A 26,090-nucleotide genomic window follows, 5' to 3' on the forward strand; every position below is an offset into this window, starting at 1 on the left:
ATGTTGCGAAGCGTGGTGCTCGCCGGCGGCGGGACAGCCGGCCATGTCGAACCCGCCCTTGCCGTGGCGGATGCCCTGCGGGCCACCGATCCGAGGCTACGGCTGACCCTGTTGGGCACGACCACGGGTGTCGAGGCGCGGCTGGTGCCGGCTCGTGGGTACGAGCTGGCGACGGTGCCCAAGGTGCCGATGCCACGTCGGCCCGGCCCCGACCTGCTGCGGCTGCCCGGGCGGCTGCGCGCCGCGATCCGCCAGGCCGGCGCGACGCTGGACGAGACCCGCGCTGACGTCGTGGTCGGCTTCGGTGGGTACGTCTCGGTGCCGGCCTATCTGGCCGCTCGGCGCCGCGGCATTCCGATCGTTGTGCATGAGGCGAACCCCCTGCCGGGGCTCGCCAACCGGCTCGGTGCCCGGTTCACCCCGTATGTCGCCACCTCGTACCCCGGGACGCCCCTGCGCGGCGCGACCCTTACCGGGATTCCGCTGCGCCCGGAGATCCTCACCCTGGACCGGTCACCGGCCGCCGCTCGCGCCGCCCGCGCCGCCTACCACCTCGACCCGCACCGCCCCACCCTGCTCGTCTTCGGCGGCTCGCAGGGCGCGCGCAGCCTCAACCAGGCGATGACCGCGGTGGCGCGTCCGCTGGCCACCGCAGGCATCCAGGTCCTGCATGCTGCCGGTCCGAAGAACTACGACGAGGTCGCCGCGGCACTGCCCCGTGGCCTGCCGGCCCCCTACGAGCTGCGCCCCTATCTTGATCACATCCCGTCCGCGTATGCCGCGGCCGACCTGACGCTGTGCCGTTCCGGGGCGATGACCTGCGCGGAGCTCGCCGCGGTGGGCCTGCCCGCGGCCTACGTGCCGCTGCCCATCGGCAACGGAGAGCAGCGCCGCAACGCCCTGCCCACGGTGGAGGCCGGCGGGGGGCTGCTCGTCGAGGACGGCGAGCTGTCCCCCGAGTGGCTGCTCGCGAACGTGCTGCCGGTGCTCACCTCGGCGGAGCGGCTGGCCAAGATGTCGGCGGCCTGCGCCGGCACCGGCCACCCCCGCGCCGCCGCCGCGATCGTTGATCTGATCCGCACCGCCGCCGACGCCCGCCGCCGCCGCTCCCGCCCCCGTCACGCCGCATCCTGACCACGTCCGGATCCGGCCGGTGTGGGCCCGGCCGGTGCGGGCCTGTTCGTGCGACGCGGCACCGTCCCTCGACCATGATCACATGCCTCCGCGTGGCTGTGCCGCTACGTCCACGCTGGCCGGCGACCGTTCCGCACAGTCACGGATTCCTGCCGAGGCCTGGTGAAGATTTCGGCTCGTCGATCCTTCACCAAGCCTCGGCAGGAATGGATCGCAGTCCTTCGCCACCCTCAAGGCTGGCGATGTCGTTGCAAGAAGTGGCGTGGGCAACACCGACAGCATCGGTCGGCGGGCGTCGGACGTGGCCGGACGCCAGGGGGTCCCGTGGAACGTCCGCCGATCCCCAGAACGGTCACTCTCCGACATCTCCGCGCGGAACCGGGTGATACCCATGCATCTCGAGGAGCCAGGACCACCGTTCGGGGGCGCAGCGTGGGTGACTCGCTGCGGGGTGTGGTCGTCGTCGGGTCGGGGTTCGCTGGGGTCTGTCCGGCGAGCCGGACCTTTGCCTGCCGGGTGGGGGAGGCCGGCCGGGTAGGGGCCGGTCAGCTGGGTCGGGCCGGTCAGCGCAGCAGGGCGAGGACGACCACCGGGATGTCGCGGTCGACCTGCTCCTGGTGGCCGCGGATGCCGGGCATGGTCTCCACCAGTGCCGCGTGCAGCCGGACGCGTTCGTCTCCGGTGGCGGTCGTCGCCACCGCGTCGAGGTGCTCGTGGCCGAGCTCCACGACGACCTTCGGGTTCGTGGTCAGGTTGAGGTACCAGTCCGGGTGGCGCGGCGACGCCATGTTCGAGGCGAACACGACGAGACGGTCAGGCCGCCGTCCGTCGGTACCGTCATCGCGGACGGACCTGTCCGGCCTGTCGGCGCTGGCGTGCCCTTCACCGGGGGAGCTGGCGGGGTCGGGGCTGTTGTCGGTCACGTAGCCCAACGGGGTGGTGTGCTCCTGTCCGGATCGTCGTCCGATGGTCGTCAGCAGCACGAGGCGGGAGCCGGGGAGGGTCCTCTCCAGGACGCCACCGGTCGCCCGGTACTCGGCGATCACGGTCTGGTTGACGGCCTTGAGGTCGAAGCCGGGACTGCGGGGATCCTGCGTGTCAGCCATCGTCTCTCGATCCATCCTCACCGGTCGCCGCCGGCCGGAACCGGCGGTGGGCGTGTTGCGGCAGTCAACCATCCGTCCCGCGTGACGGCGAGCAGGATCGGGCCGGCGCCGCCGCGTCGGGATCGTGATCGGCCGGTGATCAGGTGGGCAGCGGGAGGCCCAGCGAGGCGAGCAGCCGGGGCCCGACGGTTGTGACCGTCCCGGCGCCGAGCGTCAACAGCAGCACACCACGGGCCGCATCACGCGTTGGCGCACCAGGCGCGGCCGGGTCGTCGGCAGCCAAGTTGTTGGCAGCCGAGTCGTCGGCAGCGGGGTCGTTGACAGCGGGGTCGTCGAGGGCGGCGTGCACGTCCGCGGCGAGCCGGTCGATCAGGTCCGGCCACGGCACGTAGTGCGCCGGGGGGGCGGTGATGCGGCGCACCAGGTCGGTCGGATGACGACCGAGGTCGTCGGTCTCCCGGGCGGCGTAGACATCGGTCACGTAGACCCGGTCGGCGTCGGTGAACGCGGCGGCGAAGCCGTCCAGCAGCGCCGCGAAGCGGCTGTACGTGTGTGGTTGCAGGACCGCCCACACCTGGCGGTCTCCGGCGCGCGAGCGGGCCGCGGCCAGCGTCAGCCGGATCTCGGTCGGGTGATGCGCGTAGTCGTCGATGACCTCGAGGCTGCGGCTGCCGTCCGGATCCGCCGCGGCGGAGGTGACGGGCAGCGGCGTGCCGTCCGACGAGGTGGCGGTCAGGGGGGCGGCGGTCGGGAGTACGTCCGCCGGCAGCGCGTCGGCGGGCGGGCGGACGACCGGCTGCCAGTAGCCGACGAACTCGAAGCGGCGGGCGGCGCCGGTGTAGGTGGCCAGGGTGCCCAGCGCCTGCGCGGGCGCGACGCCCAGCTCGGTGGCGACCGCCAGCGCGGCGAGCGCGTTGAGCACCGAGTGCCGCCCGGGAACGGCCAGGGCGAGCCGGCCGATCTCCACGCCCGCCCGCAGCACCCTAGCCTGCGTGGTGTCGTCACCGGCCGGGGGAGCGACCTCCACTGCCTGCCAGTGTCGCTCGGCACCGAAGCCGTAGTCGATCACGGTGACGTCGGGTCGGCTCTTCCCGTCCAGCGCGTCCAGCACGGCACGCACGCCGGGGTCGTCTCCGCAGACGACCAGCCGGCCGCCGGGGCGGACGCGCCCGGCAAAGGCGGTGAAGGCGCTGCGCACGGCGGCCTCGTCCGGGAAGATGTCCGGATGCTCCCACTCGACGTTGGTGATGACCGCGAGGGTGGGCGCGAGGCCGGCGAAGGCGCCGCCGTACTCGTCGGACTCCAGCACGAAGACGTCCCCGGCGCCGGTGAGCGCGTTGCCGCCGAGCTGGGAGACCTCCGCGCCGATGACGGCGGTCGGGTCGAGCCCGGCGGCCCGCAGCACCAGGGCGAGCATCGCGGACGTGGTCGACTTGCCGTGTGAGCCGGCCACCGCGACCAACCGGTAGCCGGCGGTGAGTTCGGGCAGCCACTGCGACCGGCGGCGCACCGGCAGGCCGAGCTCGCGGGCGGCGACGATCTCGGGATGGTCGTCGGCCAGGGCGCTGGAGGCCACGACGACGTCCACCCCGGCCAGTTCGGCGGCGAGTTCGGCCGGGCCGGCCGCGGGTCCGACGCGGACGGCTACGCCGCGGGCGCGCAGCGTCGCCACCCGGGGGGAATCCTCGGCGTCGCTGCCGCTGACGATGCCGCCACCGGCGAGATGGATCTGGGCGAGGGGCGACAGCCCGGCACCGCCGATGCCGAGGAAGTGGACGTGCTGGGTCCGCTGACGGGTCACGGGGGCAGTACATCATCCTCGGCGCGGGGGTCGAGGAGCCCGGGTGGGACCGCCTGGGTGAGTTCGGATGTGTGCGGTGGGTGCGCACGGTGGTGTCAGGTGTGCCGTTGCGTTGGACACCCGGCCGGGTCGAGCGCATCCTGACGTCAGGCACCAACCTGGCGTCAGGGACGCAGTGGTGCCAGGGCCGCAGGCCGGCCCGTGTCGGGCTTGTGGGGAGAGCTGGGACACGAAGCGGGATGACGCGCCGACAGCGTCCTTGACCCCTGCCGAAGGCGTGCCTACTGTCCGATCCACAGCCGGAAGTTGACATAACTGTAACCGTCTAGCTGACGGTGAAGGTTGAGACTCTGGCTGTTTCCCCCGCTCGCCGCGCGGCAGTGCCGTCCCGCGGTGCCGCAGGGGCGGGGTCAATCCCCGTCCGACCACCGACGCCGCTGGAGGACCGACACCGCATGGCTGCCCCCCAGAACTATCTCGCGGTCATCAAGGTCGTCGGGATCGGTGGTGGTGGTGTCAACGCCGTCAACCGGATGATCGAAGTCGGTCTCAAGGGCGTCGAGTTCATCGCCATCAACACCGACGCCCAGGCCCTGCTGATGAGCGATGCCGACGTCAAGCTCGACGTCGGCCGCGAACTGACCCGCGGCCTTGGCGCCGGGGCCGACCCGGAGGTGGGCCGCCAGGCCGCCGAGGACCATCGCGAGGAGATCGAGGAGGTCCTCAAGGGGGCCGACATGGTCTTCGTGACGGCCGGCGAGGGTGGTGGCACCGGAACCGGTGGCGCTCCCGTCGTGGCCAACGTGGCCCGCTCGCTGGGCGCGCTCACGATCGGTGTCGTCACCCGCCCGTTCACCTTCGAGGGCCGGCGCCGGGCGACCCAGGCCGACACGGGTATCGACACCCTGCGCAACGAGGTTGACACCCTCATCGTCATCCCGAACGACCGTCTGCTCGCTATGACGGACCGTGACATCAGCGTCCTGGACGCCTTCCGCAGCGCCGACCAGGTGCTGCTCTCCGGTGTTCAGGGCATCACCGACCTGATCACCACACCCGGTCTGATCAACCTCGACTTCGCCGACGTCAAGACGGTCATGTCGCACGCCGGCAGTGCCCTGATGGGTATCGGCCGGGCCAGAGGGGACGACCGGGCCACCGTGGCCGCCGAACAGGCCATCGCCTCCCCGCTGTTGGAGGCGAGCATGGACGGCGCCCAGGGCGTCCTGTTGAACATCTCCGGTGGGTCGGATCTCGGTCTGTTCGAGATCAACGCCGCCGCCGAGCTGGTCGCGGACGCCGCCCATCCCGAGGCGAACATCATCTTTGGTGCGGTGATCGACGACGCCCTCGGGGACGAGGTGCGGGTGACGGTCATTGCCGCCGGGTTCGACACGGTGCAGGACCGTCGCACCCGCACGCTCAACGCCACGCAGCGCCGCCCGAACGCCCCCACCGGGCCGACCGGCCCAGGTACCGGCGGGGCGGCCCTGCCGGCCGGTGCCGCCGGCACCCCGTCGTCGACGACGATCCTCCCGCCGCTGCCCACGATCCCCGGGACACCACGTCCCGTCACCCCGGCACCGACCCCCACCGCGGCCGCGGCACCGACCCCGCCGCCCGCACCGCCGGCTCCCGTGGCGCCGGCGCCGGTCCGGTCCCAGCCCGCGGCGCCCACCCCCAGCTACCTGCAGGCGCCACCTTCGCCGATCAGTCCGTCGAACGTGGGCCACTACCACCCCGACCCGCTGCCGGACCCGCCGGGAACACGCCCGAGCGGGAACCCGGGCGAGTCCACGGTGATCCCCACGGTCGAGTCGCGGGTCACCCCCCCGTCCCGGGACCAGGCCGCCGAACCGTCGACCGGCGACCACGGCTACGGCGCGCAGCATCGCTCCGAGCCGCCGCGGGCCAGCGGCCCCCGGCCGACCTATCCGCCCCGCCGTCCCGCCCGCCCGGTCGCCGACGACGACGAGCTGGACGTGCCGGACTTCCTCAAATAGCCGGGCCAGGGGAGACTCCGGCCATGCCGGTTCTTGTGACTACCCGGGCGGGTGGCGTCAGCGCGCCTCCCTTCGGCGGTCCCGGTTCCGGCGGCGGCCTCAATCTTGGCGATCATGTGGGTGATGATGCCGATGCGGTGGCGGCCAACCGGGCTCGGCTCGCCGAGCGGGTCGGCCTGCCGGTGCGGTACATGCGTCAGGTGCACGGCCGGCAGATCGCGCTGGTCCGTGCACCTGGCCCGCCACCCGAGGCCGACGCGCTGGTCACCGACGTGCCGGGCCTGGCGCTTGCGGTGATGGTGGCCGACTGCGCGCCGGTGCTGTTCGAGGCGCCGACCGCGGTGGCCGTCGCCCACGCCGGCCGGGGAGGCATGGCCGAGGGCGTCATCGGCGCGACCGTCGAGGCGCTCGCCGATCTCGGTGCCCGACCGGACCGGCTTGGTGTCACCGTCGGACCCTGCGTGTGCGCAGGCTGCTACGAGGTGCCGGACGGGTTGCGCGCCGAGGTGGAACGCCGGGTCCCGGGCAGCGCCGCCCACACCCGCCACGGCACCGCGGCCATCGATCTGCGGGCCGGGATCATCGGCCAGCTCACCAGGATGGGTGTGACCCGCATCGCGGTGTCCGGTCGATGTCCGGCCGAGGACCCCGAGCTGTACTCCTACCGCCGCGACGGGCGGACCGGCCGTTTCGCCGGTCTCGCCTGGCTCCCGTCACCACCGCTCCGCCCGGGTGCGTTGATCGGGTTGGCCGGCTCTGCCGGGCTGGACGAAGTGGCCGGGCTCGACGAAGTGGCCGGGCTCGACCTCGAAGGGGTGGTCGGAGTGGCCGGCGCGACCGCGACGGCCGAGCCGTCGTGACGGACGCCGTCCACGGGCAGCGCTCTGCGGAGCTTGCCGCCCGTCTCGCCGCCGTGCGGGAGCGCATCGCCGTCGCCGCCCGTGCAGCCGGACGTGACCCGGGGGAACTCACTCTTATTGCGGTAAGCAAGACCTATCCGGCCGAAGACGCCGTGATCCTGCACACTCTCGGCGTGCGACATTTCGCCGAGAACCGGGATCAGGAGGCCGGATCCAAGGTGAAACTGGTCACACACCGGCTCCTGGGTGTCACGGCGACGCCGGACGGGGGACCCGTCGCGGCAGCCTCCCCTGATCGCCGGGGTCCCGGCGAGGCGGTGCGGGCCGAAGTACCGCCGTCGCCGGCATCGGCGGCGGCGGGGATGCCGGCGACGGTGCCCGCTGGGCCGACGTGGCACTTCGTGGGTCAACTGCAGCGCAACAAGGTCCGGTCCGTGCTCCGTTGGGCGGACTGGGTGCAGTCCGTGGACCGGGTAGCCCTGGTGGACGGTCTGTCGCGGATCGCGGTCGAGCGGGGTTGGCCACTGTCGATCTGCCTGCAGATCTCGTTGGATCCCTCGAGGGCCTCCGGTGGGGCGGATTCGGGTGGGGTTGCCGGTTCGGGCCGAGGAGGTATCGATCCGGGCGCGTCAGGCGAGCTTGCCGATCTCGTCGCGCAGGCGCCTGGGCTGACACTGCGCGGCGTGATGGCGGTTGCGCCACGTGGCGAGCCGCCACGTCCCGCATTTGCCCGTCTGCGGACCGTCGCGGAACGCCTGGTCAGGGACCACCCTGAGGCCACGGTCATCAGCGCCGGCATGTCAGGTGATCTGGAGTCGGCCATCGCCGAGGGCGCGACACACCTACGGATCGGGACCGCTTTGTTCGGTGAACGGCCTGGTGTCCCTTAGAGTCGCGCCCATGGGGCTCGGGCGCAGGGCGATGGTCTACCTCGGTCTGGCCGAGGAGGACGACGACTATCTCGATGACGACTACGACGACGACGGTCGTGCGGTAGACCATGACGATCGGCGTCTCGACGATCGCCGTATGGTGCATGATCCGGTACCGATGGACCGCTCGGTCCGCCGGATCGATGCACGGGAGGAGTCGGTCGCCATGCCGCGTCGCCCACCGGTCGAACCACTACGTCCGGCCGGGCCGGTGCCGGTGCGCCGGGTGGCCCCGGTCGAGGAGCCACACCCCTACCGGATCACGACGCTCCAGCCCCGTAGCTACAATGAGGCTCGCCAGATCGGTGAGGAGTTCAGAGACGGCACGCCCGTTATCATGAACCTCACCGACATGGACGATGTCGACGCCAAGCGGTTGGTCGACTTCGCCGCCGGGTTGATCTTCGGGCTGCGTGGTGACATCGAGAAGGTGACCAACAAGGTCTTCCTGCTCTCGCCGCACAACGTCGAGGTCACCGAGACGGACAAGCGACGCATCCGCGAGGGTGGGTTCTACAACCAGTCATGACGGGGTTCGCGAGCTGGTCGCGTCCCCCTGTTCCACAGGAGAGGGCGCCATCAGCACGCTAGGACAGCTGCTCTCGTGGCTGCTGCTGGTCTACCTCCTGTTCCTGATCGCTCGTTGGATCACGGACCTGGTGCTCGTCCTCGGCCGCTCGTTCCGCCCGACCGGGCCACTGTTGGTGATCTTCGAGGCCGTGTACACGGTGACTGACCCCCCGTTACGGTTCATCCGGCGCATCCTGCCCCCGTTGAGGGTGGGTAGTGTCCAGCTTGACCTCGGTTATCTGGTGCTCTTTCTGGTGATCTTCGTTTTGCGAAGCTACGCCCAGAGGCTGTAACGGGGTTGTGTGCACACCGCGAACGCGGGCGCGGCAGACTGCCCGCAGACCGCCCTCTCTTCGGGGAGCGGCGATGCCGCACGAGGAGGCGACGTGGCTCTGACACCGCAGGACGTACAGAACAAGGTCTTCAGTCCGACGCGGTTTCGCACCGGCTACAACGAGGATGAGGTCGATACCTTCCTCGACGAGGTCGAGGCGGAACTGACCCGGCTGCTCGATGAGAACAGCGACCTTCGTCGTCAGCTCGACGAGGCCCGCCGCTCCGGCGGTGGAGGGCCCGCGGTGCCCGCGCAGATCCTGGAGGAGAACCAGGGCCTGCGCCGCCAGGTCGACGAGTCCCGTCGCCAGATCGCCCAGCTGCAGGCGCAGGCCGCCCAGGCTGCCCGCGAGCGCGCCGCGGCACCGCCGACCGGCCCGCAGCAACCGCCCCAGCCGCAGCCCCAGCAGGGCGGCGCACCGACCACGGTCATCCCCGCCGTCGGCCAGGGCGGTGGGCTCGCCCGCACCGGCCCCAGCCAGGCCAACGAGGCCGAGATCGAGCAGCGCGTCGCCCGCACGCTCGTCCTCGCCCAGCGCACCGCCGACGAAGCCCTGCGGGAAGCCCGCGCCGAGTCCGAGCGCGCCCGTCGTGACGCCCGTGCCGACGCGGACCGCATCATCGGCGAGGCCCGCGCCCACGTCGCCGAACAGCTCGGCGGTCTGGAAGAGGACAAGCGCCGCCTCGAGGGCCAGGTGGAACAGCTCCGCGCCTTCGAGCGCGAATACCGCACCCGCCTGCGCGCCTACCTCGAAATGCAGCTGCGCGACCTTGACGGCATGCCCACCCAGCCCGCCGTCGGCGTCGGCGCCCCGCCTCGCCCCGGTCTCAACCCAGGCGCTCCCACCCCGGCACCCACCGGCGTCAGCATGGGCCCCGGCCCCGGCCCCGGTCAGGGCGTCCCGCAGAACCCCGGCCACCAGCCGACCTTCCCCCCCGGCCCCCCCATGCCCGCTGGCGCGATGGCCCGCGACAACGGTCACGGCCGTCCCGACCTCGACCCGGCCCGCCGCGACACCCCCGGCATCCAGGAATACTGAGCCTGACCGGGAGCTTCGGCGGGGTCCGCACCACGGCAGTGGATGGCTGTGCGCTGAGACGATGAGGGAGATCACAGCGTGCTGACGCTCTGTGCTGCTTTGCTCGCGATCGGTCTGGTGTTGGCCGTGCTTGGCATGTTCGCTGGCAGCGGCTTCGTCTACGCCTCGTTGATCGTCATCCTGGTCGCCGCGGCGCTCCTGCCGATCGGCGCCCTGCGTCGCACCCCCACGTCCTGACGCGTCCCTTCCCGGACGCCGCCGCAGTCCCGGGTCGGAGATGGGCGGTCGCTGTTCTCGTCGTGCCGCCGTGCCGTGCCAGTGCGCACGGTGCCCATGAGGCGTCAGTGGCCCTGGTACCCGGGACGACGGGTCGGTGGCCGTGGTGGTGTGAGTGCCGGCCTCGCCTACCGTCGGCGTGGGTGCGCCGGGTCCGCTTACGCCGACCAGGTGACATTCTGTCGCTTATCGTGAATTGACGACCTCGAGAGGTTACCAGAGTGGCCTGGGGGCTGGCTACTCGGAGGCGTGGAGGGCTGTTCGAGAAATCGCCGAGGGTCCGACGCGCCGAACAACCCTCCGCATGTCCTGGGTCGAGCCCGGCGCGATGGGGTCATCGTCCCAAGGGATAGCCTTTAGTCCGATTTGCACCTTATGTTCAAGGCGGGTTGCGGCTGGGGCGAACCTGACCGGGTCCTCGTCGATCGTGAGTGTGTACGGACGGCACCGGACCCCGTGAAGAACGCCGGGGTCTATGGAAGGTTTTCTCTTGTACCTGGGGCGTTACGGCCGGGCGCCCGGGGACGCCCGGCCGATGGGGTGCCGGGGTGCGCAGGGGCAGGTCAGTCGGCCGTCGGCGGGGTTGCGCGGGTGAGGGTGAAGGTCAGGCCCAGGTCGCCTGCGGCGCCGGTGACGGCTCCCTTGACGTCGGTGGCGTTGACGTCGGTGGCGACGCCCTCGGTGATGGTGAGATCGGTGGTGGCGAGATCGGCGGGGTCGCCTTCGGTGAAGGTGACGGCAAGGATCTCTTCGGCAATCGTTTGACGGTGGGTGCGCAGGGCGAGCGCGGTGGGCTGGAGGGTGGCCGCCCAGCGGACATCGATCCGGTCGGTGATCGCCAGGCCGGCGGCCTTGCGGGCATCCTGCAGGATGCGCACGACGTCGCGGGCGAGGCCGGCGCGGGCCAGCTCGGGGGTGATCTCCAGGTCGAGCGCGACGGACAGGCCGGACTCCGCGGTGACCGCCCAGCCCTGCCGGGGTGTCTCGGTGATGATCAGATCGTCGCCGGACAGCTCGAGGGTTTCACCGTCCAGGGTGAGGGTGAGCCGGCCGTCGACCGGTGTGCCGGCGGCGGCGATGGCGGCGGCCACGGTCTTGGTGCGGTTGCCGAAGCGCCGGCCGAGGGCACGGAAGTTGGGCTTGACGGTGACGTCGACCAGGTCGGACGTCGCCGCCTCCACCGTGGCCACGTTGAGTTCCTCGGCGATCTGGGCGTGCAGCTCGGCGGTGAGAGTGCCGAACGCGGCAGCACCGACGACGGCCCGCGGCAGTGGCTGGCGGGTGCGCACCCCGCTGGACGCCCGGGCCGCCCGGCCGAGTTCGACGATCCGGCGGACCAGGTCCATCTGCGCCGACAGCTGGGCCGAGTGCAGGCCGGACGGCAGCTCGGGCCAGGCGGCGAGGTGCACCGAGTCCGGCGTTTCCGGGGTGGCATCGGCGAACAGGTGCTCCCACAGCCAGTCGGTGAGGAACGGGGTGAACGGCGCCATGATCCGGGTCAGCGCGTTCAGGCAGGTGTGCAGGGTGTCCAGCGCGTCCGGGTCGCCGGCCCAGAACCGCCGGCGGGAACGGCGGACGTACCAGTTGGACAGGTCGTCGACGAAGCGGGCGATGCGCCGCCCGGCGCGCAGCGAGTCGAACGCGGCCAGCGCCTCGTCCACCTCGGTGACGGTGTCGGCGAGCTCGGACAACGCCCATCGGTCCAGCACGTGCCGTGGCGTCGACGCGGTGCCCGCCGCAGCATCCCCGGTGGCGGTCGTGGTGGGAGACCAACCGGCGGCGCCGGCGTAGAGGGTGAAGAAGGAGGCGGTGTTCCAGTAGGTGAGCAGGACCCGGCGGACGATGTCCTCGATCGCCTCGTGGCCGACCCGGCGGTCGGACCAGGGGGAGCCGCCGGCGAGCATCAGCCAGCGCACCGCGTCCGCGCCGTGCCGGTCGAACAGCTCGAACGGGTCGAGGACGTTGCCGACATGTTTGCTCATCTTGCGACCCTCGGCGTCGAGCAGCAGACCGAGGCAGAGCACCGTCTCATAGGACGAACGGTCGAAGACCAGCGTCCCGATCGCCATCAGGGTGTAGAACCAGCCACGGGTCTGGTCGATCGCCTCGCAGATGTACTGCGCCGGGTAGTGCCGGGCGAACTCCTCGCCGTTGCGATGCGGGGCGCCCCACTGGGCGAACGGCATCGCACCGCTGTCGTACCAGACGTCGATCACCTCGGGCACCCGGTGGGCGGTCGCGCCGCAGCTGCGGCACGCCAGCGTGATCTCGTCCACGAACGGGCGGTGCGGGTCCAGGCCGGCGAGGTCACGTCCGGTGAGCTCGGACAGTTCCGCGAGTGAACCGATGCAGACCAGGTGGGACGGGTCGTCCTCGCACCGCCAGATCGGCAGCGGGGTGCCCCAGTAGCGGTTGCGCGACAGCGCCCAGTCGACGTTGCCACGTAGCCACTCACCGTAGCGGCCGTCGCGGATGCGCGCGGGGTGCCAGTCGGTGCGCGCGTTCTCGGCAAGGAGACGGTCGTGGATCGCGGTGGTGCGGATGTACCAGGACGGCAGCGGGTAGTAGATCAACGGGGTGTGGCAGCGCCAGCAGTGCGGGTAGCTGTGCGTGTAGGTCAGGGCACGCCACAGCCGGCCGCGGGCCTGCAGATCGGCGCTCAGCGGCGCGTCGGCGTCCTTGAAGAACAGGCCGCCGACCAGTGGCGTGTCGGCGACGAACCGCCCGTCCCGGCCGACCGGGTTCACCACCGGCAGCCCGGCGGCCCGGCAGACCGCGAGGTCCTCGGCGCCGAACGCGGGGGACTGGTGGACGAGCCCGGTGCCGTCGGTGGTGGTGACGTACTCGGCGGTCACCACCGTGTGCGGGACGCCGGTACCGGTGGCGAACAGCGCGGCGTCGAGCAGGTCGAACGGCCGGGTGTAGCGGGCGCCGGCAAGCGAGCGTCCGGTGAAGCGCTCGAGGATCTGCGCGTCCTCACCGACGGCCGCGCCGACCAGCGGCTCGGCGACGACGAACAGCTCGCCGCCACCGGCCCGGACCAGCACGTACTCGACGTCCGGATGCACCGCGACCGCCGTGTTCGACACGAGGGTCCACGGCGTGGTCGTCCACACCAGCAGTTCCGCGCCCCGCTCGGTCAGGCCCAGCGAGTCGGCGACCAGGGGGAAGCGGACGTACACCGACGGGTCGTCGACGTCGGCGTAGCCCTGGGAGACCTCGTGGTCGGACAGCGGCGTCTCGTCCCGCGGGCAGTAGGGGGTGACGCGGAAGTCCTCGACCAGCAGGCCCTTGTCGAAGATCTGCTGCAGCGACCACCAGACGCTCTCGATGTAGCTGGTGTCCATGGTGCGGTAGGCGGTGTCGAGGTCGACCCAGTAGCCCATCCGCTCGGTCATCGCGGCGAACTCGTCGACGTGGCGCTGCACCGACTCGCGGCAGCGGGCGTTGAACTCGGCGATGCCGTACGCCTCGATGTCGTTCTTGCTGGTGAACCCGAGTTCCTTCTCGACGGCGAGCTCGACCGGCAGGCCGTGGCAGTCCCAGCCGGCCCGGCGCGGGACGTGGTAACCCTTCATCGTCCGGTACCGGGGGAAGATGTCCTTGAACACCCGGGCCTCGACGTGGTGGGCGCCGGGCTTGCCGTTGGCGGTCGGCGGGCCCTCGTAGAACATCCACAGCGGCCGGTCGGCGCTGGCCGACAGCGACCGGTGGAAGACCTTGGTGTCCCGCCAGCGGGCCAGCGTCTCGCGTTCGAGCGCGGGCAGGTCCGCCTGCGCGGGCAGCGGCGCGTAGGTCGGGGTGCGTGGGGCGTCGTTCATCGTGGCGGACCCGGTCTTCCTCGGTCGTGGTCGCTGGCGTCGGTGCCCAGCTGGCGTCAGTGCCCAACAGAGGGACGACGCCGCCGGACGCCCCTGCGGACAACCGGAGGTACCGCGGTACCACCCTCCTTGCACGCCCAGAGCCGAGGCCGGGGCCGGGGCCGCCATGGGGCGGGCGCCGGAAGGCCCGGGAGGCCGGGCGGCCTCTCGTCACGCGCGCGACGACCGGATCTACTAGGAGCCCAGGGCGCCAGGACACGCCGGGCGGGTTCCGTTCTGCCGGCAGCTCAGGGGTGATCTTCGCAGACGTGCTGGCCACCGGGCTTCCACCAACCCCGGCTCGCTCGGGCTGCACCCGCCGCTACTCGTCCCCATCGACGCCGTGTCGCGCCCGGCCAAGTCTAGTCGACCCGCACACGCGATCCGTGGGGCGTCGGGCGATCGTAAGCCGCTGGGTGGCCCGTAGAGTGGATCCGATGGGTGAGGCGACAAGCATCGGGAGTAGCGTGTCCGAAGATCCCGCCGGCCGCGGTGTGCCCGCCACCGCCACCGCCGCCGGCCGTGTGGCGGCGGTGAGCGCGGCCCGGCGTTCGGTCGCCGTCCTGGGCACGACCGCTGCCGCCCTGCTCGCGCTCGACGTGGGCACCAAGCACCTGGCGGTGGCGAAACTGTCGGGCCGGGGGCCGGTCGAGCTGCTCCCGGGCGTGCTCGACCTGGAGCTCACCCGTAACTCCGGCGCCGCCTTCAGCATTGCCGGTGGGTCCACCGTGGTGCTGAGCCTGGTGGCCCTGCTGGTGATCGGGGTGGTGGTCTTCACCGCCCGTCGGCTGCGCTCGACGGGGTGGGCGGCGGTGCTCGGCGCCCTGCTCGGTGGCGCCGTCGGCAACCTGGCCGACCGGATCTTCCGCGCTCCCGGGCCGCTGCGCGGCCACGTGGTCGACTTCGTCCACCTGCACCACTGGCCGATCTTCAACGTCGCCGACTCGGCGATCGTCTGCGGCGGTGCGCTCGCGGTACTGCTGTCGCTGCGCGGCATCGGCCTGGACGGCAGCCGTTACAGCCAACCCTCCGCTGCCGCGGCCGGCCCCGACCCGACGTCCGGCCCCGACCCGACGTCCGGCCACGGCACGGCTTCGAGTGACGGCGCGACCACATCCGACCATCAGGTGCCCGGGCGGTGAGGACCGACGGTGATCTGCGCAGCCTGCCCGTGCCCGACGGCCTGGACGGCGTTCGCCTCGATGCGGCGATCGCGCGGATGTTCGGGCTGTCCCGGGCGGCGGCCGCCACCCTCGTCGAGGACGGCCAGGCCAGCCTCGACGGTCAGGTCCGCGGCCGGTCGGACCGGGTCCGCGGCGGATCGTGGCTGGAGGTGTGCCTACCGGCCCCGCCGCGACCCGTCACCGTGGAGCCGACCCCGGTCGCGGGGCTCGGCATCCTGCACGATGACGACGACATCGTCGTCATCGACAAACCGGTCGGCGTGGCCGCCCATCCGGCCCCCGGGTTCACCGGGCCGACGGTGATCGGCGCACTGGCCGCGATGGGCTACCGTGTGTCCACCTCGGGTGCCGCGGAGCGCCAGGGCGTGGTGCACCGCCTCGACGTCGGTACCACCGGTGTCATGGTCGTCGCCAAGAGCGAGCGGGCCTACACCCTGCTCAAACGGGCGTTCCGGGACCGGGAGGTGGACAAGCGCTACCGGGCGGTCGTGCAGGGCCACCCCGACCCCTCGAGTGGCACGGTCGACGCCCCCATCGACCGCCATCCCCGCCGGCCGAACCTGTTCGCGGTGGTCGCCGACGGCCGGCCCAGCGTCACCCACTACGACCTCGTCGAGGCGTTCCGGGCGGCCTCGCTGCTGTCGGTGCGCCTGGAGACCGGCCGCACCCACCAGATCCGGGTTCACCTGTCGGCGTTACGCCATCCCTGCGTCGGTGACCTGACCTACGGCGCCGACCCGACTCTGGCCGAGCGGCTCGGGCTTGCCCGCCAGTGGCTGCACGCGGCCTCGTTGTCGTTCGAGCACCCCGGGCACGGCGGTCAGGTCACGTTCACCAGCCCCGACCCCGCCGACCTCGCCGACGCGTTGGAACGGCTGCGGGACCAGTCGTGACGCAGGCCGCCGCGCCGCATCCACCCCGGGCGGGGCTGGCGGGCACGGCCACCGACACCGGTGGACGGGGCATGTTCGGCGCGCTCGACCGTCTGGACGCCGCCATGATGCCCCGGGCCCACCGGCTGCTCGCGGCCGTCGCACGCCGGCTCGGCGCCGCGGTCGACCCGCCGACGCGGCGGGTCCGCCAGATCGGTGACCGACTGCGCACCACCGGCAGCGTCACGGGCGCGGACGGGTCGACCGGCGGGCTCGCGCTGCCGGGCGGTCGGGGTGGGCGGATCGTGGTTCTCGGGGTGGTCACCCTCATCGTGGTCAGCGCGGTCGCGGCGATCGTGCAGGGCGCCCGCGACCGGGCCCCCACCCTCGTCTCGACCGGCGGCGTCTCGACCGGCAGTGGCTCGGCCGGCGGCGGCCTGAGCGGTGGCGGCGTGGCGGGTGGTAGTCGGTCGGGCGGGTCGGCGGCGGCATCGGTCTCCGGGCCGGGGAGCGCCGCGGTGGCGCCGACCGTGCGGATCGGGCCCGGCGCCCATGACACGGTCGCCGATTACCTTGGTGCGAGCCGGCAGAACCTGGCCTCCCTGACCGCCGCGGCCCCCGCCACGGACCTCTACGCCGTGGCCAGCCTGGTCGCGCCGGTCGCCCCCGGTGCGTTGCTCGACGTCGTCGGGGGCTACCGCGTGGTGCAGGCGTTCTTCACCGCCGGCGTCGGCGGGGAGGTCGAACAGGTCACCGTGCGAGATCCGGTGGCCGACGTCCAGGCCGCCTTCGCCGCTGCCGCCAGCCAGGCCGCCGACCGGTCGGCGGCCGACGGACGGGCCGGCGACGCACACGCCCAGGAACGCGACGACCGGACCGCGGTCGAGCTGCGCGCCGGTTGCGCCTGCCTGTTCGCCGTCGTCGTGCGCGCCCCGGCGGGACGGCTCACCCAGCTGGCCGCCGACCCGCGGGTCCGGGTCGTGGACCCGGCGCCGCCCGACACCGGTCCGCCAGCTGTGACCTTCGTCCCACTGTCGCCGGATCGGCGCTGACCGGCACAGTCGCGTACCGCATCATCGGCGCGGGTCGCGGTCGCCTCCCGGCCAAACCGCAGGCAACCCGACGCTCCTGCCGCGGTGGGGACCGGGCAGGATGACGGCGGACATGGTTTAGGTTCCGGACAACGACAAGGAGCCCATCGGTGAAGCTGGCGAGAGGGACCCGAGAGGTCTTCGACGCGGAAAGCCTGCTGGCCGAGTACCTGGGCCCCCGCCGGCGCGGACTGCGTTATGCCTATCCCTACTACGACGGCCTGGTCACCAACGACGATCCCGATCTGCTGTGCACCGGTGACCTGCTGGCACCGAGCCTGCTCGGCGTGCAGGTCGCCGTCGACCGGATGCACACCCTGACCGCTCTGCTCCCCCTGCTGCAGCGCGCGCTGGACAAGCTGCCGCCCGGCATCGAGCTCGTCGAGGCCGACGAGGTGACCCTCGACCTGATCGCGGCCCTCTACGACCCGCTCGACGACCCCGACGTCTCCGACCGGGACGTCAAGGGTTCGCTGCTGGCCAAGGTGCTGCACCGCAAGCGGCCGGCGCTGGTGCCGTTGTTCGACTCCAAGGTGCGGATCTTCTACCAGCACGAGGACTGCATCCCGCCCTCACCGCGGGACGGGCGCAGCTGGCGGCAGTACATGGGCCTGCTCGTCCGGGCCATGCAGTACGACCTGCGGGAGAACGCCGAGGAGTTCCGCCGGCTCGCAGCCCTGGTGCCCGACGGCGGGCCGCCCGTCACCCCGCTGCGCATGCTCGACATCGTGGTCTGGATGAGCAGCGCGGTCTGACGCGCAGCGCAGCGCGACGGCGGCTGCTGCACGCGGTGTGAGGCTTCCCCGGCGACCGGGTGGGCCCGCACGCCGAACCGGCTGCGAGAATGGGCGGTGTGTTGAGCTACGCCGTCCGCGGGCTCACCCGGCGACACGGGGTGGGCGAGCACTCCGTCCTTGCGAACGACCGCATCGACCTGGACGTGCGCCAGGCAGAGGTGTTCGGGGTCCTCGGCCCCAACGGTGCGGGCAAGACGACCCTGGTGCGCCAGCTGATGGGACTGCTGCGCCCGGATGCCGGCACCATCACGATGTTCGGCCGGGACGTGCGCGCCGCGCCGGACCTGCCCGCCCGCCTGGCCGGCTATCTGGGGCAGGCTGACCTGGCCCTGGCCGAACTGCCGGTGGCCACGGCCGTCAGCACCACGGCGCGGATGCGCGGGCTGTCCCGCCCGGATGCCCGGTCCGCGCGCGACGCCGTACTCGACGAGCTCGGCCTCGCCGACCTGGCGCACCGGCCGCTTTCCAGCCTGTCCGGCGGGCAGCGGCGGCTGGCCTGTGTGGCCACCGCCCTGGTCGGTGACCGGCCGGTGCTCATCCTCGACGAGCCGACCACCGGCCTCGACCCGGTGGCCCGCCGGGCGGTGTGGGGGGCCCTGCAGCACCGCCGTGACACCACCGGTACCACCATCGTGCTCATCACGCACAACGTTCTGGAGGCCGAGTCGGTGCTCGACCGGGTGGCGGTCCTCGAGGCCGGGCGGGTCATCGCCTGTGACACGCCCGGGCAGCTCAAGGCGTCCGTCTCCGGCGACGTCCGGCTTGACCTCGCCTGGCGGTACGACCCGCCCGCCGACGATCCGACCATCGCCATGCTCGCCGGGCTCGCCACCGTCCGCGGTCGCCGCTGGACGGTGCGGATGGCGCCCGTCGCCGCCCGCGAGGCGCTCGGCCGGCTCACCACCGGCGCGGCCTTCGCCGCCCTGGACGACTTCAGCCTCGCCACACCGTCCCTGGAGGACGTGTATCTCACCCTTGGCGGGGCGTCCCGAGACCTGGAGCGGACGTGACCGAACCTGCCTGTCGTCCGGCCCGGCAGAGGTGGGCCCGATGACCGTTGTTCCCGACGCCCACGACGCCGTGGCGAGCACAGGTACCGCTGCCCGGGACCACGCGCTCGGCGCCGTTCGCGGCACTCCCGGGGCGAACCTGCCCGGCCTGGCCGCGCCGGAGTTCACCCGGGTGCCGGCCGAGCCGTCCGGGCCGCTTGAGCAGCCCCGCGGATCGGCACCGTCCGCCGGGCCCGAAGGGCTGATGCCGCCGCGGATCCCGGCGGCCACCGGCTTCGGGACGGCGTTCGGCGCGGTCTACCGCGGGCAGCTGGCCCGGTCGAAGGTCGGGCGGATCCCGCTGTTGTTCGTGGCGTCGTTCCAGTCGATCGGCATCCTGGTGCTGCTGCGCGGCATCCTGGACGTCGGCGATGCCAACGCCGCCGGGCAGGTCGTCGCCGGGTCCACCGTGCTCGTCGTCGCGTTCGTCGCGTTGAACCTGCTGGCCCAGCGGTTCGGCGCCCTGCGCGCCGCCGGCGCCCTGGACTACTACCTGACCCTGCCCATCCCGCCGGCGGCGGTGGTGCTCGGCACCGCCGCGTCCTACGCCACCTTCGCCGCGCCCGGCACGCTGGTCACCGCCGTGTTCGGCAGCCTGCTGTACGGACTGTCGCTGTCCGGGCTGTGGCTGCTCGCGCCGGTCGTGCTGCTGGCCGGGGTGTGCCTGTCGGGGCTCGGTGCGGCCGTCGGCCTGCTCGCCCCCAAACCGGAGCTCGCGACGATCGCCGGCCAGCTCGGCATGAGCATCGTGCTGTTCCTCGGGGTCATCCCCGCCGACCGGCTGCCTGAGGTCGGTCAGCTGGCCCGCGACGCCCTGCCCAGCACCTACGCCGTCGACGCGCTGTCCGCCGCCTTCCAGCGCAACGTCCACTGGATGACGGTGCTCGTCGACCTCGCTGTCTGCGCCGCCGTCGGTGTCGGGGCCCTCGTCGTCGCCGTGCTCGCCCTGCGCCGCGTCGGCACCTCCTGACCCGAGCCGACCCGACCCGACCCGACCCGAGCCGAGCCGAGCCGATCTGGCCCGATCTGGTCGGCCGGGGCGTGCGCACCGGCACGATAGGGTCAGGTGTCGGAGGCGGTCGGTGGGGGGTGCCCGCGATGAGACCGCCGAGCGGGCACCTGGTGGCGGAGCGGGGCGACGTGAGGGAAAGATCATCCGAGTCCGAGCAGGTCTCGGCCAGTGCGGTGGAACCGTCGGCGCCGCCCGCGTGGCACGGCCTGCCGGGGCGCACGGGCTCGCTGGCGCCCCTCGCCTCGCCCGGGCGGGCAGGGTATCTCGCCGGTCTGATCTGCGCGGTGGCGATGGCCGTCGTGGGTTTCCCACTCGGTCTGCTGTGGGCGGTCGCGGCCCCGAAACTGAACCTGGACGGGGCACTGGCCGGCAACGAGTCGGCGTTCGCGGTACAGAGCGACATTGATGCGCGCTTCGGGCTCATCTGCCTCGTCGCCGGAGTGATCGGCGGCGCGGTGGCGCTGTGGCGGGCCCGCGACGCCGGCTGGCCGGTGCCACTGGGGCTTGCTGTCGGCGGGGCCGGCGGGGCACTCGTCGCCGGCTGGATCGGTCATCTGCGCCGCTCGCCGGGCGCCCTGCACGGGCTGCCGGCGAACGCGTCCTCGGTGCTGGTCGACCTGGTGGACGTGCGGGTCCGCGCGCACGGCCTCTACCTGGTGCTGCCGGTGACCGCGCTGATGGTGTTCGGGATCGGGCTGTGGCTCGGGTCCCTCGGGGTCAGTTCGGGCTGGGGTCGACGCGGCGCAGCTCGCTCGACCCGATCGTCGTGATCGTCCCCAGCAGCCCGACCTCGCGGTGCAGCAGCGCCCGCTCGGCGCGCAGCCGCTGGGCCGCATCCGCCTGGGCCAGCAGCCCCTGGCGTTCGGACAGGTCGGTCACCGCGGCCGCGGCCACCACATAGGACAGCGCGATCGGATCGTCGGGCAGATCCGGCAACGAGATCTGCACCGTGCCGGTAGCGGCGAGCCGCTCGGCGTAGGTCCGCATCAGTCGCTGCACCGGCGCCACAGCCTCCCGCGCCGCCTCGGCGTCACCCACCTCGTCCGGCAGGAACTCCACCTCGCCGAGCAGGTACGGCGCACCCTGCTGGTCGACCTCGTCGATGCGAAACCGCCGTCCGCCGACCGTCAGCAGCGAAAACCGCCCGTCCGGATGCTCCTGGACGCGCCGCAGCACCGCCGTGCACCCGATCTGGTGCAGCGCTGGCAGCGTCGGACCCACCTCGCGCCCCCGCCGGATCGCCACCACCCCGAAATGACGGGCATGATCGTCGGGCTGGGCGAGCAGCTCGCGCACCAGCGTCCGATACCGTTCCTCGAAGATCTCCAACGGCAGCACCAGCCCCGGCAGCAGGACAGTTCCCAGCGGGAACAACGGCAGTCTGGTGCTCATCGCCGGTGCTCTCCCCCCTCCGGCGCCCTGCACCGGTCCACGGCCGAGCCTTTCTCCAACCTTGTCCCGTGACGGGCGTGGTGTCCATGCAGCGGGCTCTGTGATTCTCCCCGATCCGCCGCCCATCCGCCGCCGGCAGTCGTCCCGCGACCGCCCCGGCCGCCGTCGACCACCGACCGGGGTGGCCCACCCGGGCGATGGGTGGGGCTCGGTCGGTGGCTCGGTGGGCGGTCCGGTCGGTGCTCCGGGCGGGTGGTGGGCCGTGCGTCGGCTGGTGGCCCGGCCAGGGGAGGGGCACCGGAAAGTCGCGTCGGTACCCGGGACATCGGCCATCGCGGGCCGGACAATGGGGCGGTGTGGGGAACCGAAGCGGAACTACTCGTCATCCTGGCCCAACCGGACGACCTGGCCCAACCGGACGACCTGGCCCAACCGGACGACCCAGGCTCGGACGCCCCACCCGCCACCACCGGTCTGGACGGGACGTCCCCCGACGACACCCCCGCCCGGGCCGGCTCCGCCGACGGCACCTGTGACATCGGGTCCGAAGATCCGGCGTCCGAACGCACCGTGTCCGGCGTCCGGTCCGGCCCTGTGCTCGAGGGCGCCGCGTCCGGCGTCCCGTCCGAGGGTTCCGCGTCCGGCCCGGCGGATGTGACCGGGTTCGGGCAGGTCACCTCGACGTTCCCACCGCGGCTCGTGCTGCTGGCGGCGCCGGCGTCCCGCGCCGGGGAGGTGGCCGCGCTGCCGGGGGTACGTGCGGTGTGCGTCGACGCGGTGCCACCGGATCTGCGTGCAGCGTTCAGCCCGGCCGAGTCGCTGTTCGTCGACGGCTGGCTTGCCCGTCACAGGGACAAGCCCCGCGGTCCGTCCGACGGCCAGGTCTGGGACGCCCCCGGCTTCTCACCCCCCGACCCCCGGCGTAGCCCTCCTTCTGCTGACTAGGGGCGCCGCTCGTCGGCGACACCTGTCGGCCGCGGGTATGGGGCGTGATGGTGGGCGGGAGCGGCCGGTCAGGGTGGGGGTCCATCGGGGCGGACTGTCGCTCAGAGGCAGAGTTCGCGGCCGGAATGGTCACGGAGATGGCGTGTGATCATGGAATGTGGAGGGTTGTTCGGGAAACGGGCCCGTATTTCCCGAACAACCCTCCACATGTGGAACGTGGTTAGAACTCGGTGTTACCTGAAGGGTGGGGCAGTCGCCATCCGTGTGAAAACAGATGCGTGCGGTAGTCCGGGAGGTGTCAGAAGACGCGGCGGGGGGTCGACCAGGTGGCGGTGGGGCCCGACGAGCGCCAGACCATGTGGAGTTCGTCGCCGACGCGGGCGAGGACCTCCAGATGGCCGTCGAAGTTGCTCTGGATCAGACTGACCGCGTCGACCTTGCCGAGGGACGGGGCGAAGGGGCGGGGGCCGCTCCAGAACGGGGTGGACGCGCTGTTGTTGCGGTAGTAGTGGATCAGGCCGCCGCTGGCGGCGGGCACGACGACCTCGAAGTTGCGGGCGCCGCCGGGAAACGAACTCTGGATGAGCGCAGGGTTGCCGGCGACGTTTTCGCCGAAGGTCGGGCCGGTGCGCCACACGGCGGTGCTGTCCCGGGTGAGGTGGACGAGTCGGGTGCCGACCCGGACGACGGCCTCGAGCAGGCCGGCGCCGCCGCCGAGGGTGCCGTGGATGAGGCTGACCGCATCGACCTTGCCGAGGTTGGCGCCGAAGCGGGCGGGGCTGCTCCACGGGTAGCCGTACACGTCGTGGTTGCGCCACAGGTGGACGAGGCCGACGTCCGCGGCGGGCACGAGCAGTTCGAAGTTGCCCTTGCTGCCCAGCCGGCTCTGCACCAGCGACGGCACCCCGCCCACGGCCTGGCCGGCGGCGAGCGGGGTGGGGGCGTGCCAGGCGAACATGCCGCTGCTTTCCCGCCACAGGAACTGCAGGGCGTCACCGACGCGGACGACGACCTCCAGCGGCCCGGGGGTGGCCAGCGTGCTCTGCACCATGGTCACCGCGTCGATGGGACCCAGGGACTGGGCGGTCTGCCACGGGTCGCGCCACGGGTAGGTGTTGACGTCGTTGTCGCGCCAGACGTGGGTGAGCCCGGAGAACACCGACGGGACGAGGACCTCGAAGTTGCCGGTCCGGCCCAGGCCCTTCGACTGGATGAGCACGGGGTTGCCGGCCACGCCGTGTCCCCAGCCGAGCTGGCTGGGGGTGTAGCGGCACAGCGCGAAGCTGTTGGAGCGCATCAGGCAGTCGACCGGTGCGGGAGCGCAGCTGTCGCAGTTGCCGTTGGGGGCGTGGAAGGCACCCCATTCGCCGCCGCAGTCGCAGCCGGCGCCGCCGTACTCGTCGGGGGCGCCGAAGATGTGTCCGGTCTCGTGGGTGAACACCCGGTCGATGTTGTCGGGGCCCCAGCCGTCGTTCGCGTACGACATGACGATGCGCGGTCCGCCGACGGACGAGTACGCGAAGTAGCCCACCGGATACTTGGTGAAGAACGCGCAGTACGCCCAGGCGGTCTGCAGCCGGCTGCGCAGGGCGTCGACGTAGTCGTAGACGCCGTCGAAGGTGGGCTGGTGGCCGAGGCGGTCCATCGTCGGATCGCGCCACAGTGCCTCGAGGTCGGTCGCGTTCGGGTTGGCCGCGACCGACAGGCGCACGATCTGGATGTCGTAGTGGAAGGTCAGGTCCGCTGCCGGGTTCGTGGTGGCGTACCAGGACAGGCCGTTCTGTACCTCGGCGACGACCTTGGTCCGTTCGGCGGCGGTGAACTGCAGGTCGGGGGTGGGCCCTTCGACGAGGATGAGCCCGACGGCGACCGAACCCTCAAGCTTCGTGCTGGTCGGCGCGCTCGCGGCGCCGGACGGGACCACCTGGCCGTTCGTGCTGCCGTCGGCGACCGCGCCGTTCGACGACGTCGCCCGCACCGTCGCACCACCGGTGGTGCTGCCACCGGTCGCGGCCCCCGCGGACGGCGTGCCCGCCGACGTGCCAGCCGTGGACGCGGCGCCGCCGGGGGCGATGGTCGTCGGCAGGGTCGCGGTGGGGGAGGGTGCCGCCTGCGGTGGCGCGATGCGTGGCGGCGACGTCCGCGGGGGCGGGACGTCGGTGCAGGGTCGGTCCATGTCCCAGGCATGGCCGTCGCGGGGGCGGTCGGCTTTGAGCTGGCGGTAGGCCGAGCTCGCCCGCAGCCGGAAGGCGTCCAGGCCGAGCGTCTCGGCGCGGCTCAGACCGGGGGAGACCCCCGTCGTCGACACGACGCTGCCGTCCGCGGGAGGTACCAGCGCGGCGAGTCCGCGCACGCCGGGCTGCTGCTGCGCGGGCGCCGGCCGTCCCGTGGCGTCGGGATCCCGCGGCCGGCCGAGTACCTGGACTCGTCCGTAGTGGTGCAGGGTCCGCTCGCCGCGAGGGGACGCGGGAGTCGCCCCGGCCGGGTCACCGCCGGCGCCGAAGGTGCTGCCGGCGGCCGACGCGGCGGTCGGGATGATCGTGGTCGGCGTGGTCGCCGCCCGCCCTGCCTGGTCGGGACTCGCCGCCGCGCGCAGGACCCCGGTGCTGTCGGGATCGAACGGAATGATCAGCGCGCGCTCGTCGACCGGTACGTCCCCCGCCATGCGTGATCATTGTCCTTTCGGTGGGAATGGCTGTGCGGAGTTGTATCGCGCTGGGTGGCCGTTGTGTCGGCCTTTGGTGGAAGCGGCCGCTTTCCGTGGCCGATCAGCCCGCGATGTGCCGTCGGCCTGTGGTGTGCCGTCGGCCTGTGGTGTGCCGTCGGGCCCCCGGCGGCTGTGGGCCTACCTGGCCTCCGTGGCTGGCGCACCTGGCCCGCGTGGCAGATGCGCCCGGGATGGCCTACCGGTTGGGCGGCAGTCCGACACCTGACTGCGGCATCTCCGGCCAGGCCTGGCCGACGGCCGAACGCTGCGCGTTGCCCACCCCCGGGTTGTTCATCCCGGGGTTTCCCAGCGCCGGGTTACCCATCGCGGGGCCGCCCACGGCTTCGGCGACCTTGCGCATGATGGCCTCGACCAGCCGGACCGCTTCGGTCGTTCCGAGGTTCAGCACGATCTCCGAGTCACCCGCCACCTGGAACCGCACCGACACGTCCGCCATGGTCAGGTACCCCTTCGTTGTGGCCGCCCGCACCTGTGCGGGTCTGTTGCCATCCGTGACGTTACGGGGGAAGCCGGTCGTGGCGCGCGCCGCCTCGACCTCGACTCTGCATCGTGTTGGAGTCGTCTCGACATCGGCGCGGCCAGCGTGACCGCATGGCAGACGGCTGCGACGGTACGGGTAGGGTTCTTTCGATGAACGATGGGACGGCAACGGTCCGTGACTGCGTCGCGGTGTTGGAGGGCGTCTACCCGCCGAGCTGGGCGGCGTCGTGGGACGCGGTCGGCCTCGTGGTCGGCAACCCGGACGCACCGGTGGAGTCGGTGCTGTTCGCGGTCGACCCGACCTCGGAGGTGGCCGCCGAGGCGGCCCGCTCGGCCAGTTTGCTGATCACCCACCATCCCCTGTTCCTGCGCGGCGTGCACGGGGTGGCCGAGACGTCCCCCGGCGGTCGGGTGGTCGCGACACTGGTGCGCGCCGGGGTGGCCCTGTTCACCGCGCACACCAACGCCGATGTCGCCGCGCCCGGCGTGAGCGACGCGCTCGCCGCCGCCTTCGGCCTGCGCGACGTCCGCCCGCTGGAACCCCTCCATGCCGCCGAGGCTTGGGCTGCGGCCGAAGCCGGTGCGGCGGGGGCGGCCGCGGACGGCGGCGATCCCGGTCCGGCGG

At 72.6% G+C, this 26,090-nt stretch carries 22 protein-coding genes and 1 pseudogene; 17 read left to right on the forward strand and 6 right to left on the reverse strand.

Translation table 11 applies throughout. From position 1 onward, the window contains the following. Nucleotides 1-1,134: an undecaprenyldiphospho-muramoylpentapeptide beta-N-acetylglucosaminyltransferase gene (gene murG / locus ND747_RS08865; RefSeq protein ID WP_251733009.1), complete on the forward strand. Its 1,134-nt coding sequence runs from the start codon at nucleotides 1-3 to the stop codon at nucleotides 1,132-1,134. A 563-nt stretch (nucleotides 1,135-1,697) separates the two neighbouring features. Here the strand turns inward: murG and ND747_RS08870 are convergent. Both ND747_RS08870 and murC read right to left on the reverse strand, forming a co-directional pair. After that, complete coding sequence (locus ND747_RS08870; RefSeq protein ID WP_251733010.1) at nucleotides 1,698-2,240, reverse strand: nitroreductase/quinone reductase family protein; 543 nt, start codon at nucleotides 2,238-2,240, stop codon at nucleotides 1,698-1,700. A 139-nt stretch (nucleotides 2,241-2,379) separates the two neighbouring features. Next, nucleotides 2,380-4,041 carry a UDP-N-acetylmuramate--L-alanine ligase gene (gene murC, locus ND747_RS08875; protein ID WP_251733011.1) on the reverse strand — a complete coding sequence of 554 codons (1,662 nt, stop codon included), beginning with the start codon at nucleotides 4,039-4,041 and terminating at the stop codon, nucleotides 2,380-2,382. A 455-nt stretch (nucleotides 4,042-4,496) separates the two neighbouring features. Here murC and ftsZ point away from each other — a divergent pair, with 455 nt between their 5' ends. The 7 genes and pseudogenes from ftsZ to ND747_RS08910 all read left to right on the forward strand — a co-directional run bounded on the left by ftsZ (nucleotide 4,497) and on the right by ND747_RS08910 (nucleotide 10,016). Next, nucleotides 4,497-6,044, forward strand: coding sequence for a cell division protein FtsZ (gene ftsZ / locus ND747_RS08880; RefSeq protein ID WP_251733012.1), 1,548 nt, complete (start codon nucleotides 4,497-4,499; stop codon nucleotides 6,042-6,044). Nucleotides 6,045-6,067: 23 nt separating this feature from the next. Then, a pseudogene (gene pgeF, locus ND747_RS08885) lies at nucleotides 6,068-6,754 on the forward strand (peptidoglycan editing factor PgeF); the annotation flags it as partial. Nucleotides 6,755-6,900: 146 nt separating this feature from the next. Continuing rightward, on the forward strand, nucleotides 6,901-7,794 hold the full coding sequence (locus ND747_RS08890; RefSeq protein WP_251733013.1) for a YggS family pyridoxal phosphate enzyme: 894 nt from the start codon (nucleotides 6,901-6,903) through the stop codon (nucleotides 7,792-7,794). Between the two features lie 10 nt (nucleotides 7,795-7,804). Continuing rightward, complete coding sequence (locus ND747_RS08895; protein ID WP_248812713.1) at nucleotides 7,805-8,365, forward strand: cell division protein SepF; 561 nt, start codon at nucleotides 7,805-7,807, stop codon at nucleotides 8,363-8,365. 79 nt (nucleotides 8,366-8,444) lie between these two features. Beyond that, entirely contained in the window at nucleotides 8,445-8,699 is a 255-nt protein-coding gene (locus ND747_RS08900; protein ID WP_251733029.1) for a YggT family protein, read from the forward strand. A 93-nt stretch (nucleotides 8,700-8,792) separates the two neighbouring features. Further along, nucleotides 8,793-9,779 carry a DivIVA domain-containing protein gene (locus ND747_RS08905; RefSeq protein ID WP_251733014.1) on the forward strand — a complete coding sequence of 329 codons (987 nt, stop codon included), beginning with the start codon at nucleotides 8,793-8,795 and terminating at the stop codon, nucleotides 9,777-9,779. Nucleotides 9,780-9,857: 78 nt separating this feature from the next. Beyond that, nucleotides 9,858-10,016 carry a hypothetical protein gene (locus tag ND747_RS08910; RefSeq protein ID WP_251733015.1) on the forward strand — a complete coding sequence of 53 codons (159 nt, stop codon included), beginning with the start codon at nucleotides 9,858-9,860 and terminating at the stop codon, nucleotides 10,014-10,016. Nucleotides 10,017-10,618: 602 nt separating this feature from the next. On the opposite strand, the gene ileS is transcribed toward ND747_RS08910, so the two are convergent. Further along, on the reverse strand, nucleotides 10,619-13,876 hold the full coding sequence (gene ileS, locus ND747_RS08915; protein ID WP_251733016.1) for an isoleucine--tRNA ligase: 3,258 nt from the start codon (nucleotides 13,874-13,876) through the stop codon (nucleotides 10,619-10,621). Nucleotides 13,877-14,382: 506 nt separating this feature from the next. Between ileS and lspA the strand changes: the two genes are divergently transcribed. From lspA to ND747_RS08950, 7 genes are all read left to right on the forward strand, one after another. Continuing rightward, entirely contained in the window at nucleotides 14,383-15,057 is a 675-nt protein-coding gene (gene lspA, locus ND747_RS08920) for a signal peptidase II (RefSeq protein WP_374216192.1), read from the forward strand. Then, a complete protein-coding gene (locus ND747_RS08925; RefSeq protein WP_251733018.1) occupies nucleotides 15,054-15,992 on the forward strand; it encodes an RluA family pseudouridine synthase in 939 nt (312 codons plus the stop codon). Before lspA ends, ND747_RS08925 begins: the two co-directional genes overlap by 4 nt. Next, nucleotides 15,989-17,023 (forward strand): hypothetical protein, encoded by a 1,035-nt coding sequence (locus ND747_RS08930; RefSeq protein WP_251733019.1) that lies wholly within the window; start codon nucleotides 15,989-15,991, stop codon nucleotides 17,021-17,023. The genes ND747_RS08925 and ND747_RS08930 overlap by 4 nt, the downstream gene beginning before the upstream one ends. 149 nt (nucleotides 17,024-17,172) lie before the next feature. Continuing rightward, nucleotides 17,173-17,817, forward strand: a complete 645-nt coding sequence (locus ND747_RS08935; protein WP_251733020.1) for a DUF6308 family protein — start codon at nucleotides 17,173-17,175, stop codon at nucleotides 17,815-17,817. Between the two features lie 89 nt (nucleotides 17,818-17,906). Then, on the forward strand, nucleotides 17,907-18,869 hold the full coding sequence (locus ND747_RS08940; RefSeq protein ID WP_251733021.1) for an ABC transporter ATP-binding protein: 963 nt from the start codon (nucleotides 17,907-17,909) through the stop codon (nucleotides 18,867-18,869). Between the two features lie 244 nt (nucleotides 18,870-19,113). Then, nucleotides 19,114-19,878 (forward strand): ABC transporter permease, encoded by a 765-nt coding sequence (locus tag ND747_RS08945; protein WP_251733030.1) that lies wholly within the window; start codon nucleotides 19,114-19,116, stop codon nucleotides 19,876-19,878. Between the two features lie 128 nt (nucleotides 19,879-20,006). After that, nucleotides 20,007-20,690, forward strand: a complete 684-nt coding sequence (locus tag ND747_RS08950) for a hypothetical protein (protein WP_251733022.1) — start codon at nucleotides 20,007-20,009, stop codon at nucleotides 20,688-20,690. On the opposite strand, the gene ND747_RS08955 is transcribed toward ND747_RS08950, so the two are convergent. Next, entirely contained in the window at nucleotides 20,638-21,312 is a 675-nt protein-coding gene (locus ND747_RS08955) for an LON peptidase substrate-binding domain-containing protein (RefSeq protein ID WP_251733023.1), read from the reverse strand. The genes ND747_RS08950 and ND747_RS08955 overlap by 53 nt on opposite strands. A 354-nt stretch (nucleotides 21,313-21,666) precedes the next feature. On the opposite strand from ND747_RS08955, the gene ND747_RS08960 reads away from it, so the two are divergent. Beyond that, nucleotides 21,667-22,257, forward strand: coding sequence for a hypothetical protein (locus ND747_RS08960; RefSeq protein WP_251733024.1), 591 nt, complete (start codon nucleotides 21,667-21,669; stop codon nucleotides 22,255-22,257). Between the two features lie 298 nt (nucleotides 22,258-22,555). On the opposite strand, the gene ND747_RS08965 is transcribed toward ND747_RS08960, so the two are convergent. Further along, the gene (locus ND747_RS08965; protein ID WP_251733025.1) at nucleotides 22,556-24,922 is read right to left on the reverse strand and encodes a hypothetical protein; all 2,367 of its coding nucleotides are present in this window, start codon (nucleotides 24,920-24,922) and stop codon (nucleotides 22,556-22,558) included. A gap of 238 nt (nucleotides 24,923-25,160) precedes the next feature. Then, on the reverse strand, nucleotides 25,161-25,421 hold the full coding sequence (locus ND747_RS08970; RefSeq protein ID WP_251733026.1) for a hypothetical protein: 261 nt from the start codon (nucleotides 25,419-25,421) through the stop codon (nucleotides 25,161-25,163). A gap of 194 nt (nucleotides 25,422-25,615) precedes the next feature. Between ND747_RS08970 and ND747_RS08975 the strand changes: the two genes are divergently transcribed. Further along, nucleotides 25,616-26,090: Nif3-like dinuclear metal center hexameric protein (locus ND747_RS08975; RefSeq protein ID WP_251733027.1), on the forward strand; the 475-nt coding region annotated here is incomplete at its 3' end.

Origin of the sequence: Frankia sp. R82, assembly GCF_023716925.1 — a bacterium.
Classification (GTDB): domain Bacteria; phylum Actinomycetota; class Actinomycetes; order Frankiales; family Frankiaceae; genus Frankia.